Consider the following 17,689-nt stretch of genomic DNA (forward strand, 5'->3'; position numbering starts at 1 on the left):
AGCATGACGGTCAGATGGCGAAAGTCTGCGAATCAGGAAGGTGGAATGCTGGTGGGCGCGTCTTGACGGACACCAATCACGGCACGGACGTCTCGCCTCCGACACACCACATGGCCGATGGCAGCATAAATTTTTCCCGCCGGACTTACGGACTCTGAAGTCGTCAGATGTCCCGTTTTGCGATCTGGATGACGCTTCAGGGCATGCAATAGCATTTTATTGTCCTCTTCTGTGGACAAGGCTTGTTTCTTAAGCCATCTGCACGATCCTGGAGCGCCTGAACAGCATGTCGGGCGCTAATCCAGAATAGGCGAAACAAGCAGCACTGCTGCACACCTGTAGCGTCGGAAACAACCTGTCCATCGGTGCGGATCCTTTGGACGGATGGATCGCTCAGGCCCAATGCACTCTGACACACAGGGCCGTTAGGTCGAATCACCATCCTGCTGAGCTGCCGCAGCAATGGAGTGCCCATCTACCAACGCTTTTCCACCCAGGTTAGAGGAGCGATGAACTTGCAGAACAGAAGCCTGGGTCGTCAGCGGAGCGCAAACTGGTGCCGGAAGCAGCAAGCCGACAGCGACGCGTCCAGCAGGTTTGCGGGTACAGGCGCAGCAGTGCTCCCTGAGCCGGCTGTCGTCAAGGACATAGACAAGAAGGAGATGGTCGTTGCTTGGCGCCGACTATCTAATGAACTAACGCAAGCACAGCTTCCAGGCCTGCAGATGACGGAAGCGCTTGAACTGATGCTCAACGGTTTACGCGTCGCGGCGATACCGCCAGAGCTGGCGAACTTGTGCGATGCCGCATGCCAATGCTTCAGCAATAACTCCTATGCCGACTCGCGCAAGTGTTCGGCCATCGCCGCATGCACCAAATGCTGCGCTACGTCCTTTCGATCGAGCAACACGTCGCGCCAGTGCGCATTGGTGAAGGCACTGGTTAGTCGAGGATCCCTAAAGCGGGGCTGCCACAATGCGACAGGGCGCACCAAAGTACGCCCTGTCGCCGTTACCGATCCACTGGCTGCGCCTGGCCGCCCTGGTTGATGGCCACGCTCAATTGTTGAGCACCAGATCGGCAATGATGCCGCTGGCGATGGCGACCAACAGCAGATTGCCGCGGTCGTCGCGCTGCCAGCGGTAGCCGTATGGCGGGCGACGCAGGTCGTAGCGGTCGTAATCGTTCACCACATAGACCGGCCCGTGATACCGCTGGCCACGGGCCCACTACGGACGCGGCGGCGGGCCGGCGCGATAGTACGCAGGGCGGTCATACACATAGACCCGATTGCGGTCGTAACGACGGTCCTGGTAACGGGCGTCGCGATAGCCCTCGCGGTAGCCGTTGCTGTAGTAGCGACGGTCCTGACGCCACTCGCGGCGATCGTCACGGCGATCGTCGCGCCAGTCGCGGCGATGATCCCGGCCATGGTCGCGGCGATCGTGGTCGCGGTCCCAATCCCCGGCAAACGCAGCCGGTGCAAAGGCACCAAGCGCCAGGATGGAGGAAAGCACAACGGTAACGATGCGTTTGCGGTTCATGACAGTTCCTGTTCGCGGTGTCGTAATTTCATTAATGAGGCTGGCCGCCTTAATGCATTCTTGCTGGAATCGATTACGAAAAAGCCTATTCAGGTAGGAAGTAAGGTGCCGTTTAGCTGCAGACGTGCCGCCGCGGGCCAAGCCACTTGCCCGTATAATTGACGCAATCCCTTTTCCGCCGCCCCCGGCCTCGGCCGGCGGGCTGCCTGCGTCCCCGGAGCACCCATGTCGCAATACATTTACACCATGAACCGCGTCAGCAAGGTGGTCCCGCCCAAGCGGCAGATCATCAAGGACATCTCGCTGAGCTTCTTCCCGGGCGCCAAGATCGGCCTGCTGGGCCTGAACGGTGCGGGCAAGTCCACGGTGCTGAAGATCATGGCCGGTGTGGACACCGACTTCGAGGGCGAAGCCCGCCCGCAGGCCGGCATCAAGGTCGGCTACCTGGCACAGGAACCGCAGCTCAACCCCGAGCACACCGTGCGCGAAGCGGTGGAAGAAGGCGTGGGCGACGTGCTGCAGGCCCAGGCCGCGCTGGATGCGGTGTACCTGGCCTATGCCGAGGAAGGCGCCGATTTCGACGCCCTGGCCAAGGAACAGGAACGCCTGGAGGCGATTCTGGCCGCCGGCGATGCGCACACCCTGGAAAACCAGCTGGACGTGGCCGCCGATGCGCTGCGCCTGCCGCCGTGGGAGGCGATTGTCGGCAAGCTCTCCGGTGGCGAAAAGCGTCGCGTCGCGCTGTGCCGCCTGCTGCTGCAGAAGCCGGACATGCTGCTGCTCGACGAACCGACCAACCACCTGGACGCCGAATCGGTGGAATGGCTGGAGCAGTTCCTGGCGCGTTACACCGGCACCGTGGTGGCGGTCACGCATGATCGCTACTTCCTCGACAACGCTGCCGAGTGGATCCTGGAACTGGACCGCGGCCGCGGCATTCCGTGGAAGGGCAACTACACCGACTGGCTGACCCAGAAGGACGAGCGCCTCAAGCAGGAAGACAACCAGGAAAAGTCACGCCAGAAGGCGATCCAGAAGGAACTGGAATGGTCGCGGCAGAACGCCAAGGGCGGCCGCACCAAGGGCAAGGCGCGTCTGGCCCGCCTGGAAGAGCTGCAGTCGGTCGATTATCAGAAGCGCAACGAAACCAACGAGATCTTCATCCCGCCGGGCGAGCGCCTGGGTAACGCGGTGATGGAGTTCAAGAACGTGTCCAAGAAGTTCGGCGACCGTCTGTTGATCGACAACCTGTCGATGATCGTGCCGCCCGGCGCCATCGTCGGCATCATCGGCCCCAACGGTGCCGGTAAGTCGACGCTCTTCAAGATGATCACCGGCCAGGAAAAGCCCGATTCCGGCGAAATCGTGGTCGGCCCCACCGTGCAGCTGTCCTATGTGGACCAGAGCCGCGACGCGTTGGAAGGCAACCACAACGTCTTCCAGGAAATCGCTGGCGGCCTGGACATCCTTAACATCAACGGCGTGGAGATCCAGTCGCGCGCCTACATCGGCCGCTTCAACTTCAAGGGCCAGGACCAGCAGAAAATGGTGGGGTCGCTGTCCGGTGGTGAGCGCGGTCGTCTGCACATGGCCAAGACCCTGCTGCAGGGCGGTAACGTGCTGCTGCTCGACGAACCGTCCAACGACCTGGACATCGAAACGCTGCGTGCGCTGGAAGATGCGTTGCTGGAATTCCCGGGCAATACCTTCGTGATTTCGCATGACCGCTGGTTCCTGGACCGTATCGCCACGCACATCCTGGCCTTCGAAGGCGACTCGCACGTGGAGTTCTTCCAGGGCAACTACCGCGAGTACGAAGAAGATAAGCGCCGCCGCATGGGCGATGACGCAGGTCCCAAGCGCCTGCGCTTCAAGGCGCTGAAGTAAGTAGTCGTCGGAGTTCAAAAAAGGCGCCGAAAGGCGCCTTTTTTATTTTGTCGCCGGCGACTGGGCGCCTGGCGATGGGCCTATCCCGAGCGGCGCCTGCTTGTCTCGATGTATCTCGAGGCGAACCCGTAGCGAATGGTTCCTGCATGCGCACTCCCTACGCGCTTCCCGCTGCATGCCGGGAAGCGCGCTGCACATGCATTCGTCCAGCATCGACAGACGGTATATGCGCATCTAAATCATGGGATGTAACGCATTGCAGGTAAGCGCAATGATCCACGGCATCAAGGGCGCAACGCCCTCACCGCGCCACGAAATTTTCTACTGGCTTTCCTGAAGAACGAGGGGTACCGCGCCTCACGTTTGCGGGCGCACATAGCCTGCCTTAAAGGAATTGCTTCACCCAGCGCAGAGAGAGCCTCAGGACATTGCAGCAGCCAGACTGCAACGTATGGCTCACGAGATGCATTACAGGTCGTACGACAACACGTCATCGAAACCAAATGTGTCGAAGTTTTCGATGCGCGAGGGATACAGGCGACCGACCAGGTGGTCGTATTCGTGTTGCACCACTCGTGCGTGGAAGCCTTCGGCCTCATGCTCGATCGGGCTGCCATCGGGTGCAACGCCGCGGTAACGAATGTAGCGATAGCGTGGAATCACTGCGCGCAGGCCAGGGATCGACAGGCAGCCTTCCCAACCATTTTCCATCTCTTCCGATAGCGGTTCGATCTGTGCATTGGCCAGAGCCGTGCGCGGTACTGCGGGTGCTTCGGGATAGCGCTCGCTGGCTTCGAAACCGAACACCATCAATTGCAGATCCACCGCGATCTGCGGCGCTGCCAGACCGACGCCACGCGCAGCGTCCATGGTCTCGAACATATCGGCCACCAGCGCGTGCAACTCGGCGCTGCCCAGGTTGGTGACCGGTGGCGCCACACGCAGCAAGCGTTTGTCGCCCATGCGGATAATTTCGCGAATCATGCGTGTGCTCCTGAAGATCGTGACATGGAGTTTAGAGTGGCTGACAACACCTAGCGAGCAGTCGTCAGCCGGGTGTGAACGGCGCGCAGGAAAACTGCAGTTTAGCGTGGCAGATGCCGACACTCGCGCATGCCGACTCCGAGCAACGGCCGCATCGTTTGGCGGTGAGTACAGTCCGCCTCGTCAGCCGCTCTCAGAGCGTGTTGCGCATGCAGCAGCGCGTGTGCAGCAGCTCATGACTCTATGGATGGGCGCACTGCGTCCAATCGGCAACGTTGCAGCCAGCGTGACGACGCAAGGCCGGCTGCGCGCGCCAATTGAACATGTCAGCGGCGGATGCGTTGCCCGGTTTCGTCGAGCAAACGCTCGCCGTCTTCCTTGACGAAGCCGTGCGTGGCTGGCGGCAACAGGTCGAGTACCAATTCGGAAGGACGGCACAAGCGCGTGCCGAGCGGGGTCTGTACGAATGGGCGGTTGATCAGGATTGGGTGCGCGAGCATTGCGCTCAACAGTGCAGTGTCGTCCAGGGCGGGATCGTCGAGCCCCAGGTCCAGATATGGCGTGCCTTTCTGGCGGATGGCCTCGCGGACCGTGATGCCGGCAGCGGCGATAAGCGACTGCAAGGCCTCGCGGCTTGGCGGGTGCTGCAGGTAGTCCACGATCTGCGGTTCGACGCCGGTATGGCGAATCAGCGCAAGGGTGTTGCGGGACGTCCCGCAGCCGGGGTTGTGGTAGATGACGGCGTGCATGGTGGCCTGGTGCAGGGTTGGCGGATGTGTAAGGCGCCGCCGGCAACTGGTGTCTGGCGGCGCTGAGCGCGGCAAGTGTACGAGTGGCATCTCGGGATGCCGAGCGCTAACCGCCTACGCGCAGTCGCAGGGTGGGTGACGACATCAGGGAAACCAGCGGGTGGACATGCCCCCGGAGGCTGCGCTCATGCCCTCATCCACTCCTTCGGTGCCCCTTCTCCCATTGCGAGAGAAGGAATGCGGCCGGTTACTGTCGGGACATCGGCCATCTATGAAGACCTGGGCAGCTTGGCTGGGACAGCAACGCACGCACCCAGCGACGCACCGTGGCCGTGACCGGAATCTGACGGGTTCCGGACGCCTCAGGCGTGCCGCGTCCAAGCAATCCCCAGTCCACAATCCCGTCGACGACTTTTTCAGGCTGCCACTTCGCATTCGTCGTCCAATGTGTCAAAAGATTGACACGACTCACGGATTCATGATTCAGTCATGAACAGACTGAAATGGAAGGATTCCCCGAGCGCCGGTGTCAGCACGGCGTTTTTTCTCCCTGTTGGACCCAAGGAAACCCCAACGATGATGAGCTTTCGCAAGCCCGGATGGATGCTGTCCGGTGTGTTGTGCGTCGTGTGCCTGCCGGCGATCGCCGCCGCGCAGCAGACAGCCACCAGCAGCTCCAAGGTCGGTATCGATCCCACCACCGGCAAGTTGCGCCCGCTGACCGAGGCCGAGAGCGCGGCACTGGATCAGCAGGCCGCCGCGTCTAACTCCGCAGCCCGCAGCAGCGCCGCACGCACGTCGGTTCCGCAGACCGACGCGGCCGCTCGCGCGACCGAGCGTCGCCTGCCCAACGGCACCGTGGCGCGCAAGCTGCCGGCCACCCAAATGAGTTCGCTGACGGCAACCCGCCAGGCCGACGGAAGCATCGTCATCGAACACAGCGAAGACGCCGATGCCACCCAACCCGCCCACGCCGAGCACGGAGCGCTGCCGCATGAATAAGCCCTTGTTGCTGTTGTCGCTGGCCGTGGCCGCCGCCCTGGCACCGCTGCATGCATCGGCGGCCAATGTCACGCTGATCAATGGCGATGCCGGCACCGTGGTCGGCCTGAACGATCCGACCGCTGCCGCGCCACTGGGCGGCAATCCGGGGCGCTCGATCGGTGAGCAACGCCGTATCGCGTACCAGTACGCCATGGACCTGTGGGGCGCGGTGCTGCAGAGCAATGTCGAGATCAAGGTGTATGCCTCGTTCGCACGACTGACCTGTACTGCCACCGGCGGCACGCTGGGCCAGGCCGGCCCGAACTGGATCGTCAACAATTTCCCCGGCGCCAAGCCCGATACGCTGTACCCGTCCGCGCTGGGCGATGCGATCGCCGGGCAGGATCTGGTGCCGGATCCGTCCGATCCGGCCGACGTGTTTTCGCAGTTCAACGGCGACCTGGGCAAGGACGATTGCCTGGCCGGTTCGGGTTGGTACCTGGGTCTGGACGGCAAGACGCCTGCAGGTCAGATCAACTTCCTCAACGTGGTGATGCACGAGATCGGCCACGGCCTGGGCGCTGCGGGCTTCCTCAACAAGACCACCGGCGTGCTGGGTTCGGGCAGCGGTTTGACCGACGTCTACACCTCGCAGGCCTACGACAACGTCCAGAACAAGCGCTTCGACGACCCCACCATGACCAACGCCCTGCGCGCCGAAGCAATGCGCACGCCCGGCCGCACGGTATGGGCCGGGACGCGCGTGAACCGCGAGGCGGCGTTGATTCTGGATCCGCGCACGCTGCTGCGTGTGACCGCACCGGCCGGCGCTGCGGGTAAGTTCGAAGTGGGCTTTGCCAGCTTCGGGCCACTGGCCACGGCGGCCAATTTCCCGGCACGCTCGGTGGTGACGGTCGACGATGGCGTGGCGGCTGCATCGGCCAGCGATGGCTGCGAAACCCCCTTCGTCAATGCGGCCGATGTCGCCGGCAAGGTCGCGCTGATCGACCGCGGCACCTGCGCGTTCGCGATCAAGGTGAAGAATGCCCAGCTCAACGGCGCGGTGGGCGTGATCGTCGCCAACAACGCGGCGGGTGTGCAGACGATGGGCAATGCGGCACCGCCGATCACCGACATCACCATCCCCGCGATCATGGTCTCGCAGGCCGATGGCGCGCGCCTGAAGACCGCCTCCGTGGTCGCGGCGCTGTACGAAGATCCGGAGTTGCTGCAGGGCACCGACAGCGCAGGCCGCACGCGTCTGTATTCGCCCAGCGTGGTGGCCGGCGGCTCGACGTTCTCGCATTTCGATACCGATCTGCAGCCGAATGCATTGATGGAACCGTTCGACACACCGGAAGTGCAGGCGCACGTCAACGTCGACCTGACCCCGGCGCTGTTTGCCGATATCGGATGGACCTTGAACAGCGGGCCGGCCAAGCTGGGCAGCTGCAGCACGCAGGTGCCGACGGTGGAGACTGGCGGCCTGATTCCGGGCGCAAACATCTCCGCCGAAAGCAGCCTGTGCAAGACGCAGAACGTCGGCAACCGTCTGGGTTACCTGACCTGTATGGACGAGCACGTGCGCCAATTGCAGAGCCAGGGCGTCATCAGCCGCGCGCAACAGGCCGCGGTCTTCGTTTGTGCCACCAAGGTGCGCCCATAGTGGTGTATGGGCTTGCGTGATGCGAACGGCGCCGAAAGGCGCCGTTCGTTTATTTGCACTCGTACTGGTCAGTGCAGGCCAGTGTATCGATGCGGCGCTGCAGCGACACCGAAGGCGCACCCAGTCAGCGCGCCGGCGCCATGCATAGGCAGCCCGCTGACTCTTGGACTGCTGGACAGAACGGCTGCGCGCGATCACCGCGATGCGGTGGATGTGCCAGCAATCAGTTCCCAGGCTAGGTGTCTGGATTTTCGGCAGTGCATGCCAACCTGCGTCACTCAGGCCGTACCTGGTGACGCCGGCCGGCTAAGCCTCTGCCATGGGCGGCAGCCCGAACACGTCGCGCAGATAGCGCAGATATCCGATGTCGTCGCACATGCTCTTGCCGGGCGAATCGCTGAGCTTGGCCACCGGCTGACCATTGCAGCGAACCATCTTGATGACGATCTGCAGCGGCGTCGGCCCCAGATCGTTGGTCAGACTGGTGCCCACGCCGAAGGCCAGCCGGCAGCGGGCATGGAAATGCGCGTACAGACGCATCACCTTGTCGATATTGAGGCCGTCGCTGAACACCAGCACCTTGGCGCGTGGATCGATGCGGTGCGCTTCCAGATGCGCGATGACGCGCTCGCCCCATTCGAACGGGTCGCCCGAATCGTGGCGCATGCCATCGAACAGCTTGCAGAAATACAGATCGAAATCGCGCAGGAACGCATCCAGCCCGACCACATCCGACAACGCGATGCCCAGATCGCCACGGTATTCGCGCGCCCACGATTCCAGTGCCGCCACCTGCGAATCGCGCAATCGCGGTCCCAGCGCCTGGAATGCCTGCAGATACTCGTGCGCCATCGTGCCCAGCGGGGTCAGCCCGTATTGCTTGGCGAAATGCACGTTACTGGTGCCAACGAACTGCTCGCCCAGGCCATCGCGCAGCAGCGGCAGCAACTCACCATGCCACTGCCGCGAGTAACGCCGGCGCGTGCCGTAATCGGCAATCTTGCAGCCGGCCGGCATGCTGCGCAGGCTGCTCACCTTCTCGCGCAAACGGCTGCGGCCCTCCTCGAAATCCGGCTCGGAGGTATTGCGGAACCAGACCTCGTTGATGATCGCCAACAGCGGCACCTCGAACAGGATGGTGTGCAGCCACGGCCCGCGGATGGTCAGCTCGATCTCGCCCGGGTGGGTCGCCGATGCGGCCAGGCTCAGATACTTGCGATCCAGATGGAACAAGGCGAGGAAGTCGGCGAAGTCCGGCTTGATGAAGCGCAGGCTGCGCAGGTAATCCACCTCATCTTGGCGCAGCCGCAACCGACACAGCGCATCGATCTCGCGCGAGATCTCGTCAATGAACTGGGCCAGGTCCACACCGGGAGTGCGGCATTTGAAACGGTAATCCACCTGCGCCGCAGGGTGCTGGTGCAGCACCGCCTGCATCATGGTGAATTTGTACAGATCGGTGTCGAGCAGCGAATGGATGATCATGGCGCCGGATTATGCCCGCTGCAGCGATGCCGGCGTGTGCGCCGGTCAAGATCCGAGTGACCGCGCCGTGCCCCGAACTGCATCCGAGGCGCGTGCCTGGGCTCGCCGAGGCGCTAGTTAGTCGCAACTCGTCCCGAGCCGTGCATCCATCAGCGGAAGGTCCGCGTCGCAATCACCAATGCGCGGCCGCCTGACGCGCTGCGAACCTGCGCAACACGCTCGTGTCGTGGCGATCCACAGCGGCTGACAACCGCAACGAGCAGTCGTCAGCCGGGTATCCGGGGCTCGCAGGAACCGTCGCATGCGAGCGCTGCCTGTCGATCCCGAGCACCTTGGCGCCCCGCCCTGCGCGGCAAGCGCAGGCGTTTACTCGCCGCTCTTAGCGCGCCAGCACCTGCTCCGCCGGCTTGCCCTGCACGGTGAAGTCGCTGTCGCCCGGACCGCCGGCCTTGGGGTCGGTGTACCAGCACCACAACGCGATGCCTTCCACGCTATGCGCCTGCAGCACCTTGCGCCACTGTTGCAGCACCTGCAGCTGCAGCTTCGTATCGACGGCGGCCGTGCGTTGCTCCGGACTTTCCCACGGCGCCGCCAGACTGCCGCGCGCCGAACGCAACCCCAGCTCGGCCACCCACACCGGCTTACCCACACGCTGACCCAACTGCTGCAAGCGTTGCGCGGCAGCGGTCATTTCGGCGGTGCGCGCATCGGCAGCTTCGGAGAGGCGCGGATACAGACTGGTGCCCACCGCATCGAACAACGACCAATAGCGGAAGCTCTCGGCATGCTCCATGCCGTCGGCCACATACAGCAGTTTTCCGTTGTAGACCTTGCGCACTGCCGCGACCAACGCCGGCCATTGCGGCGCATCCTGCAACTTACGCAACTCGGTGCCGATCACCAGCGCTTCGGCATGTTCGTCCTGGGCCAACTTGGCCAACGGCAGCAGCGCGTTCTGATACGCCGCAAACCAGGCCGCTTGATCGGTGGGCGCGGCATCGCCCGCCCAGTGCCCCGGAATCCAGACATGCACCTTGAGCGTTGGCTGCAAGCCGGCCTGAACACTTGCTCGCAACGCAGCGCGCATGGCCTCCACACTGCTGTCGCTGCCCAATACCGGATCGTTGGACTGCGGGTTGGCTTGCCACACGAACGCAACCAACAGCGCCTTGCTGGCGCCGGTCTTGGCTAATGCATCCAGCGACTGTGCTGCAGCCTGGCTTTCCCACGGTGCATTAGCGGAAACCTTGACGTTGGCGCCCATCCAGGTGGGCGCGGCGGCATTGCAGCCGTTTGCCAACAGACACACGCCGATCAACGTTGCGATGCTTAGAACGCGCTTGAACATGCAGCAGCCACCCCCGCATTCGACGGCGCCGCGTGCTGGGCGCACGCCGTCGCACGCAAGGATGCATTGCTCTTGTCCGTCGGCGCGACCGTGGCCGCTGACGGGTTTGCCGGCTCGGCACTGTCCGCAGGTGCTGTGGCAGCTGGGGCCACGGCAGCGATGTCCGCGATCGCCGGCTGCACCACACCACCATCCTGCACGGCAGGAGCAACCGATGCACTCACCGGCAACGCCATCGGCGGCGTCGTGACGACAGGCTCGCCCTGCACCAGGGACTGTTCGTCGCTGGCTGCGTTACGCATCCAGCTGCCCCAGCCCTGTGGTTGTGCCCAGACCGCACCCACCAGGCCCAGCAGCAGCAACCCGGCCGCTTGGCCGCGTTGATCGGCCTGCAACGCGCGCAACAACAACGCCACCGGCACCCATAGCAGCAGCAAGGCATCGAAGCCGGCCCAGCCAAACGCAAACGACAATGCTGCCGCGCAGATCACGGTGCCGGCACTGGCCACCACGCCACGCGTCAACGCGCCACTACGCGTCCGCGCCACCAGCGCCAGGACCGGGAAGCACACCGCTGCCGCAACGCCCCAACGTACCGCCGGCAACCAGCCTTCGGCATGACCCGCCAGCGGCAGTGGCAGTGGGTTGAACGCCGGCGCGATGCTGAGCATCGTCGGCCACGGCGCCTTGAACACGAGCAGATTGACGTACGCCCACATACCGATCAGGAACGCGAACGGCAAATAGCACACTAGGTAAAACGAACCCGGCGCCTTGCGCAGCATCTGCGGCGGCATCACCAACAACAGCCACGGCGCGACCATCGTCGACAGCGCCAGCGTCTGCAGATCCAGACACAACAGAATGCACAACCAGCCGGCAATCCGCAGATAAGTGAACGCTTCCACCTGCGCCTGCAACCGGCGCAAGGTGCGGCACAAGCCGTAAAAGGCCAGCAATCCCACCGCGTGACTGCCACCGGCAGCGATCGGCAGCAGGAACAACGGATTGCAACCCACCAGCAACGTCAGACCGCTGGCCCAGCCTCGTCCGAACACACCGGCCAGATCGCGCCACAGCAGCGACAGGAACAGCCCGTTCGCCGCCACCGCCACGAACGGCCACACCTGGAACGGCAGATTCCAACTGTGCTGGGTCAGATCGACTACCCACCCCAACACCCCGGTCGCCGGCAGTCCGACACCCGGCGCAAGCGCAGGCGCCGCGGGGCCTGCGGACTGCACCAGCAACGGCTGGCTCAGCAGCGACAGCGCCACCACGGCGACCAGGAACGCCGGCAGCCCGCTATCGCGACGCGGCGCGACCGGCTCACTCTTCGAGTGCGGCACGGCGCTCGTTTTCCGAATGCTTGCTGATGCCATGCGTGGTCTTCTCCCAATAGAACGGGTTGTGGATCAACTGCCACAACCCCTTGTAGGCAGCGATCGACTGCAACGCCCAGTAGAACGGTACCGTCAGCGCGTACGGCGCCAACTTGAAGTAGTCGCGCTTGAATGCAGCGACCAGCGTGATGTAGATGAAGAACGCATTGGCCAGCAGCAGATTGACCAGTGAGACAGCAGCCAACCACGGCGGGAAGAAGCGCTCGAAGATCGTGGTGCCGGTGAGCATCCACACTGCGTACAGCGCCCACAGCACCGGCACGCCCAAGGCAGTGAAGAAGCCGCCGCCGATGAAGAACTGAAACCCCCAAAATCCCTTGAAGCCGGTACTGCGATACAGATGCACCGGGTCGCGCATGTGCACCAGCCAGGTCTGCATATAGCCTTTGAGCCAGCGCGAACGCTGCCGGATCCAATTGGGAATGCTGACGTTGGCTTCTTCGAACGTAGTGGAATTGACCACATTGACGCGGTAACCGTTTTGGATCAGACGCACACCTAGATCGGCGTCTTCGGTGACGTTGTACGGATCCCACGCGCGCACCTGGCGCAACACGTCCAGTCGGAAGTGATTGGAGGTGCCGCCCAACGGAATCGGAATGCGCAGGTATTCCAGCGCCGGCAGGTAGAAGTCGAACCAGAGCGTGTACTCCAGCGTGAACATCCGCGTCAGCCAGTTCTCGTCGGCGTTGTAGTAGTTCAGCCGCGCCTGGATGCACACCACATCCTTCTCGGCCTTGCGGAATGCCGCCACCACGCGCTTGAGCTGATCCGGCTCGGGTTTGTCTTCGGCGTCGTAGATGGTGAGCAATTCGCCGCGCGCAAAGTGCAACGCGTAGTTGCAGGCCTTGGGCTTGGTCTTTGGCTGCGATGGCGGCACTCGGATGATTTCGAAGAACGCTTCCAGGCCAAGCTTCTTGGCCGCTTCGATGGTGTCGAAATCGTCAGCTTCCAGTACCAGCTTCACGTCCAGCTTGCTGATCGGGTAATCCAGCTTGCGCAGCGCGTTGGCCAGAATCGGCAGGACTTCCGGCTCCTTGTACATCGGCACCAGCACGGTATAGACCGGCAGGTCGTCATCCTTCAACGCGGCCACTTCGTCTTCGGTGACCTTGATGTCGATGCGGTGGCGCGAGCCAAACCACACCAGCAGCAACTTCAAACCGAAGGTAGCCAGAAAGCCAAGCGCCACCAGCACGTTGACGACGATCAATGCAGGCACCGGGAACAGCACCAGCGTGACCAGCATCACCGCAGCCAACACCCACAACACGAACTTTTGCCCGCGCGTGACGACCTGGCGTGCGGAATACGTCGGCGCATGCGCCGCGAGCAGATTCAACGCGTTGTCGGTGAGCTGCTCATCGGCATAGCGCTGCAGGCTCCAGATGATGTCGAACTTGGCGGTACCGACAAAGCGCACGTCCTGGCCGTAATGCTCACGCGCCCAGGCGAACAACGCCGGGTCCGGGTCGGCCACGGCCAGCACCAGCACGCCGTCTTCGCGCCGCCACGGCAACACCAAGCGTTGTGCGTAGCTATCCAGATCACCGGGGGTGAGCAGCGCAGGATCCGGTGACTGCTGCACCAGATCGATGAATTGCAACCCGAAGTGCGCCGCAACGATGGCGTAGAACCGCTGCGCTGGCACGCCGCGTTGGGCCAGGATCACATCGCCCAGACGCGAGTTCCAGCGTTGCTGCAAGGCCAGCGCCGAACGCAGCTGTTCATCGGTGATGACGCCTGCCGACACTAGCGCACGGCCCAGCAGACCGCGCTCGCGGCCGATGTCCGGCGCGCGTCCCAGCGCTTCCATTTCGCAGGTGACCGTCATGTAGATGAGCCCTTAGAAACGCCACCAGCCGGCCACGAATGGCCCGCCTGCGGCACCGGTATTGCGGCCCATCACCGGCTGCTGATATCCGAGCTGCCATTGGCTGCCACCCGGCGCCGTGTACAGCGTGGACAGCTGCAGCTTGGTGAGATCGTAGTTGGTGCCGGTGGCGACGAAGCCGGAATCGGCAGGCGTTTTGCCGCTGATGAAAGCGTCGTTGCGCCCATTGCCCAGGCCCTGGATCACGTTGATTTCGCCCAACAACAACCAGCTCGGGGCCAGGCTCAAGCCTGTAGACGCATCCACCCGCACTTCGTCCGAGGCGGCACTGCCGCGCAGGCGCACCGCGCCGCCCAGATCGACGTAACCGTTGTGATCGCCGAGGGTGTAGCCGCGGCCACGGCTATAACGCAGTTCCAGACCGTAGTCGCCGAGGCCGAGCGCAGGGTCACGTGACGGATTATTCGGGTGGTATGTCTTGCTGCGACCATACGCAGGGATGCTGACCAGCGCCTGCACCGAACTACGCCAGACGTCGTTCTGCGCGCTTGGCAGCGCGTAGCGCAGGCCAATTTCCTGATCGGCAAAACCGGTCGTCGTGGTTTGCTGCCGGCCGTTGGAGGCATCGTGGCTGCTAAAACCAACTTCATTGAAATAAAAATTGCCGATGAAGCTGAGCTTGTCGGTCAAACCATGCTCGACATACACGTTGAGCTGGTCCTGGCGGGCGCGGCCGTTGCCGTCGAACTGTTGGCCCTCGCCAAACGTGGTGCGATGGTGACTGTCGTCGAACCATCCGCGGCCATCGCTATGCAACGCCTTGACGATCACCAACGTGTCGCCCTGGGGCTGGGTCCATGCACCGGCCAGGGCGGTGCCCGGCAACGCGACCAGCAGACAGCTCAATGCGAGCGCCGATGCCAGAACGGACGGCGCACAGCGTGGGGGTGGATTGGAGTGAGACAGCGAGACAACCAGGCTGGACTGCAGCGGGGTAGCGCACGGCTGACGGACCCGCAACTGCGGGTCGTTCTGTAAAGACATTGCACGATTCCTGATGGGGGACCAGGGAGGGACAGGAAGCTCGGTAGTGATCACACTTCGGAGCGAAACGTATCACAGTTCCAGCCCGCTACTCATCACTGCTTTATCACAAATTTAACGCACTTGACGTCATTTCTTCTGCAACAAACGCGGCACTTGCACAGCCGCGTGGGTCCAGATCGCCAGCCAGACGCCGAGCCGGGTGAACACCCCGCGCTGACGAGCCTCGAACTTGCGAAAATAGCGCCACAATCCACGATGCTTATGCCATTCCACGAAGAACGGCCGCGCGCGGCTGGAGACGCCGCGCACATGCAGCACCTGCAGATCGTTGGCCACCGCCACCAGGGCACCGGACTGGCGGGCACGTCGACACAGGTCCAGGTCTTCGGCATGCAGGCGGTAATTGCCGTCCCAGCCGTGCAGCCGGTCGAACAGGCTGCGCTGCATCAGCATCAACGCGCCGGAGATCGCATCCACCGGCTGCAGGGCCCGCGACGGATCGGCCGGCACCGCCAGATTGGCGGCGTCACGCGGCGCGCGCAGCATCGCGGCAAAGTCCGGGTCGCGGCGGCGCACGGCCGCATCCGGCCGACCCTGTTCGTCCACCTGCTCCACCCCCAACAGCACCGCCGCATGCCCGTCGGCGCGCGCGCACAACTGCACCAGGGTATCGGCGTCGACCATCAGGTCCGGGTTGATGAAGACCAGCCAGGGCGCCTGCGAGTCGCGCGCGCCCTGATTACAGGCGGTAGCAAAGCCTGGATTGTCCGGGTTGGCGATGAAGTGCACCCGCGCATCGGCCAGCGCATGCCGCTGCACCACATCCAGGGTATCGTCGCCGGAGGCGTTGTCGACCACCCGGATCTCGCTGACGCCGTCGGCCGCACGTAGCCGCGACAGGCAGGCATCGATGGTGCTGCTGCTCTGATAGGTGACGACGACGGCGGCGATCTGGACGGGAGTCATCCGGCCATTATCCGGTGCCGGAGCGACGCAGCGCCATCTCGAGTTCGCAGCTGCAAGCTGAGCATCAGGCGCTGGCGCGACTGCATTGTGTTGATGTTCGCGGGCGGGGTGGAGATTGCGCCACCGCTCCTGCTTGCCAGCAGTCATCCGCGCCAATACGCCATGCAGCATGGCGACCCATCGCCGCAAGGCGCATACTGCGCGCCCGGAACCGCCACGCGGTCTCCGTTTGCGACTTTTTGAGCGGCCAGCAAAACGACTGCGCAGCCACCAGACGAGCGCGGGCGGCACTCGATGCACGTACCACACATGCATCCGCTTCAGAGCACACCGCCCGCGCCCATCTGATCGCCAGACGTTCTGCCAGCCGCTTTGGTGCAGTCCCACACCTGATTGTTGAGATGACGGTTAGCGACCTTGCGGTTTCGCGCTGCCTTTTCATTCATTGCATTGCTGCAGCCTGATGGCGGATGCGATGCGACAACGGCCCGGCAGCGCCGTTCTTGTTCTTGACGGCGCGCGCGCCGAGTCCGCGGCCTCACCCTCGATTCACTGGTCTATACCACTCGCCAATGCCGCACGGTTCCTGCTGCCGGGAGTCGGGCCATGAACGTGCCGCATCAGGTGCATGGCATGAGCCTGGAACTGGCCCTGGCGGACTGGCCGGTGCTGACCACCGATGAAATCCATCGCGCGCTCCAGGGGTTTGCAGCCGCGGGCCGGCTCAATGTGGTGCGATGGCATAGCGCGCGTCCGTTCTCGGCTGCGGCTTGCGTGGACACTGAAAGCGGCCCGGTCATCGTCAAACGCCACCACCGCAGCGTGCGCAGCGTCGCCGCGCTGCGCGAGGAACACAGCTTTATGGCCCATTTGCGCTGGGCCGGCGCGCCGGTGGTGGAAGTGCTGCACGACGCCCAGGGCCGCACCGCGCTGGCGTACGACGATTGGGTGTACGAAGTGCAGCGCGTCGGCGCCGGGCGTGACCTCTACCGTGATGCCCTGTCGTGGACACCGTTCACCAACGTTGCGCATGCCCGGGCGGCCGGCGCTGCGTTGGCACAACTGCATCACGCTGCCCAGGGCTTCGATGCGCCGGCGCGCTCCACCAGCGTGCTGGTTGCCAATCTGCGGCTGTTTGCGCAGGCGGACCCGGTGCAGGCATTGCACGATGTCTTGCCAACGCGTCCGCACCTGGCAGCCGCCTTGCAGCACCGGCCCTGGCAATACGATCTCGCTACCCATCTGCTGCCGTGGCATACGCGTGCGTGGCCGCTACTGTCCGCACCGGACGCGCTACCGCCGCTGTGGACGCATGGCGATTGGCACGCCTCCAACCTGCTGTGGGACACCGACGATGGGCATACCCGCGTCAGCGCCATCTTCGATTTCGGGTTGAGCGATTGCAGCAGCGCGCTGTTCGACCTGGCGACCGCTATCGAGCGCAACCTCATCCCCTGGCTGCGACTGGACACCGGCGCACGCGCCCAGGCCGAGCTGGCTCTGCTCGACGCGTTGCTGGATGGCTACGCGCAACATCGTCCACTGGATGCCAACCAGTTGCGTCGCCTGGCCGCATTGCTGCCGATCGTGCATGCCGACTTCGCCTTGAGCGAGATCGAATACTTCGCCGGCATCACGCGTTCGTCCGCCAACGTCGACATCGCCTATCACCGCTATCTGCTCGGCCACGCGGACTGGTTTGCCAGCGCCGATGGTCAGCACCTGCTCGAGCATCTGCACGCGCGTGCGCGTCAGCAGCCGTGAGCGCCTTCCTTTCTCTGTAGAGCCTTGC

The 17,689-nt window shown here is 63.6% G+C and carries 12 protein-coding genes, 1 other RNA gene and 1 pseudogene; 4 read left to right on the forward strand and 10 right to left on the reverse strand.

What is annotated here, in order from left to right:
- Nucleotides 1-1,058: 1,058 nt before the first annotated feature.
- Nucleotides 1,059-1,544: pseudogene (locus M0D43_RS07335) on the reverse strand (RcnB family protein).
- Between the two features lie 225 nt (nucleotides 1,545-1,769).
- Here M0D43_RS07335 and ettA point away from each other — a divergent pair.
- On the forward strand, nucleotides 1,770-3,431 hold the full coding sequence (ettA, locus tag M0D43_RS07340) for an energy-dependent translational throttle protein EttA (RefSeq protein WP_252164116.1): 1,662 nt from the start codon (nucleotides 1,770-1,772) through the stop codon (nucleotides 3,429-3,431).
- Nucleotides 3,432-3,899: 468 nt separating this feature from the next.
- Here the strand turns inward: ettA and def are convergent, their stop codons facing one another.
- From def to arsC, 3 genes are all read right to left on the reverse strand, one after another.
- Nucleotides 3,900-4,415 (reverse strand): peptide deformylase, encoded by a 516-nt coding sequence (gene def, locus M0D43_RS07345; protein WP_252164117.1) that lies wholly within the window; start codon nucleotides 4,413-4,415, stop codon nucleotides 3,900-3,902.
- Between the two features lie 38 nt (nucleotides 4,416-4,453).
- A non-coding RNA gene (locus M0D43_RS07350) (sX9 sRNA) lies at nucleotides 4,454-4,530 on the reverse strand.
- Between the two features lie 211 nt (nucleotides 4,531-4,741).
- Nucleotides 4,742-5,164: an arsenate reductase (glutaredoxin) gene (gene arsC / locus M0D43_RS07355; RefSeq protein ID WP_260808058.1), complete on the reverse strand. Its 423-nt coding sequence runs from the start codon at nucleotides 5,162-5,164 to the stop codon at nucleotides 4,742-4,744.
- A gap of 576 nt (nucleotides 5,165-5,740) precedes the next feature.
- On the opposite strand from arsC, the gene M0D43_RS07360 reads away from it, so the two are divergent.
- Together M0D43_RS07360 and M0D43_RS07365 are read left to right on the forward strand one after the other, a co-directional pair.
- Nucleotides 5,741-6,166, forward strand: coding sequence for a post-PEP-CTERM-1 domain-containing protein (locus tag M0D43_RS07360; protein WP_252164979.1), 426 nt, complete (start codon nucleotides 5,741-5,743; stop codon nucleotides 6,164-6,166).
- Nucleotides 6,159-7,814: a PA domain-containing protein gene (locus tag M0D43_RS07365; RefSeq protein WP_260808059.1), complete on the forward strand. Its 1,656-nt coding sequence runs from the start codon at nucleotides 6,159-6,161 to the stop codon at nucleotides 7,812-7,814. The genes M0D43_RS07360 and M0D43_RS07365 overlap by 8 nt, the downstream gene beginning before the upstream one ends.
- Nucleotides 7,815-8,120: 306 nt before the next feature.
- Here M0D43_RS07365 and pncB read toward each other — a convergent pair whose 3' ends face one another.
- The 6 genes from pncB to M0D43_RS07395 form a co-directional block, all read right to left on the reverse strand.
- On the reverse strand, nucleotides 8,121-9,299 hold the full coding sequence (pncB, locus tag M0D43_RS07370; RefSeq protein WP_252164120.1) for a nicotinate phosphoribosyltransferase: 1,179 nt from the start codon (nucleotides 9,297-9,299) through the stop codon (nucleotides 8,121-8,123).
- 379 nt (nucleotides 9,300-9,678) lie between these two features.
- A complete protein-coding gene (locus tag M0D43_RS07375; RefSeq protein WP_260808060.1) occupies nucleotides 9,679-10,647 on the reverse strand; it encodes a glycoside hydrolase family 113 in 969 nt (322 codons plus the stop codon).
- Nucleotides 10,629-11,927 carry a hypothetical protein gene (locus M0D43_RS07380; RefSeq protein WP_252164980.1) on the reverse strand — a complete coding sequence of 433 codons (1,299 nt, stop codon included), beginning with the start codon at nucleotides 11,925-11,927 and terminating at the stop codon, nucleotides 10,629-10,631. Before M0D43_RS07380 ends, M0D43_RS07375 begins: the two co-directional genes overlap by 19 nt.
- Before the next feature lie 49 nt (nucleotides 11,928-11,976).
- Entirely contained in the window at nucleotides 11,977-13,884 is a 1,908-nt protein-coding gene (locus M0D43_RS07385; protein ID WP_260808061.1) for a glycosyltransferase family 2 protein, read from the reverse strand.
- A 12-nt stretch (nucleotides 13,885-13,896) separates the two neighbouring features.
- Nucleotides 13,897-14,928, reverse strand: a complete 1,032-nt coding sequence (locus M0D43_RS07390) for a hypothetical protein (RefSeq protein ID WP_260808062.1) — start codon at nucleotides 14,926-14,928, stop codon at nucleotides 13,897-13,899.
- A gap of 129 nt (nucleotides 14,929-15,057) precedes the next feature.
- Nucleotides 15,058-15,897, reverse strand: a complete 840-nt coding sequence (locus M0D43_RS07395) for a glycosyltransferase family 2 protein (protein ID WP_252164124.1) — start codon at nucleotides 15,895-15,897, stop codon at nucleotides 15,058-15,060.
- A 606-nt stretch (nucleotides 15,898-16,503) separates the two neighbouring features.
- Between M0D43_RS07395 and M0D43_RS07400 the strand changes: the two genes are divergently transcribed.
- Complete coding sequence (locus M0D43_RS07400) at nucleotides 16,504-17,661, forward strand: phosphotransferase enzyme family protein (RefSeq protein ID WP_260808063.1); 1,158 nt, start codon at nucleotides 16,504-16,506, stop codon at nucleotides 17,659-17,661.
- Nucleotides 17,662-17,689 lie beyond the last annotated feature (28 nt).

The organism is Xanthomonas prunicola (genome assembly GCF_025266575.1).
GTDB classification, from domain to species: Bacteria; Pseudomonadota; Gammaproteobacteria; order Xanthomonadales; family Xanthomonadaceae; genus Xanthomonas; species Xanthomonas prunicola.

Bases quoted from the DNA above. Each gene is read 5' to 3' on its own strand.
- ettA (WP_252164116.1), top strand. From the start codon at position 1,770: ATGTCGCAATACATTTACACCATGAACCGCGTCAGCAAGGTGGTCCCG.
- def (WP_252164117.1), bottom strand. From the start codon at position 4,415: ATGATTCGCGAAATTATCCGCATGGGCGACAAACGCTTGCTGCGTGTG.
- arsC (WP_260808058.1), bottom strand. From the start codon at position 5,164: ATGCACGCCGTCATCTACCACAACCCCGGCTGCGGGACGTCCCGCAAC.
- M0D43_RS07360 (WP_252164979.1), top strand. From the start codon at position 5,741: ATGATGAGCTTTCGCAAGCCCGGATGGATGCTGTCCGGTGTGTTGTGC.
- M0D43_RS07365 (WP_260808059.1), top strand. From the start codon at position 6,159: ATGAATAAGCCCTTGTTGCTGTTGTCGCTGGCCGTGGCCGCCGCCCTG.
- pncB (WP_252164120.1), bottom strand. From the start codon at position 9,299: ATGATCATCCATTCGCTGCTCGACACCGATCTGTACAAATTCACCATG.
- M0D43_RS07375 (WP_260808060.1), bottom strand. From the start codon at position 10,647: ATGTTCAAGCGCGTTCTAAGCATCGCAACGTTGATCGGCGTGTGTCTG.
- M0D43_RS07385 (WP_260808061.1), bottom strand. From the start codon at position 13,884: ATGACGGTCACCTGCGAAATGGAAGCGCTGGGACGCGCGCCGGACATC.
- M0D43_RS07390 (WP_260808062.1), bottom strand. From the start codon at position 14,928: ATGTCTTTACAGAACGACCCGCAGTTGCGGGTCCGTCAGCCGTGCGCT.
- M0D43_RS07395 (WP_252164124.1), bottom strand. From the start codon at position 15,897: ATGACTCCCGTCCAGATCGCCGCCGTCGTCGTCACCTATCAGAGCAGC.
- M0D43_RS07400 (WP_260808063.1), top strand. From the start codon at position 16,504: ATGAACGTGCCGCATCAGGTGCATGGCATGAGCCTGGAACTGGCCCTG.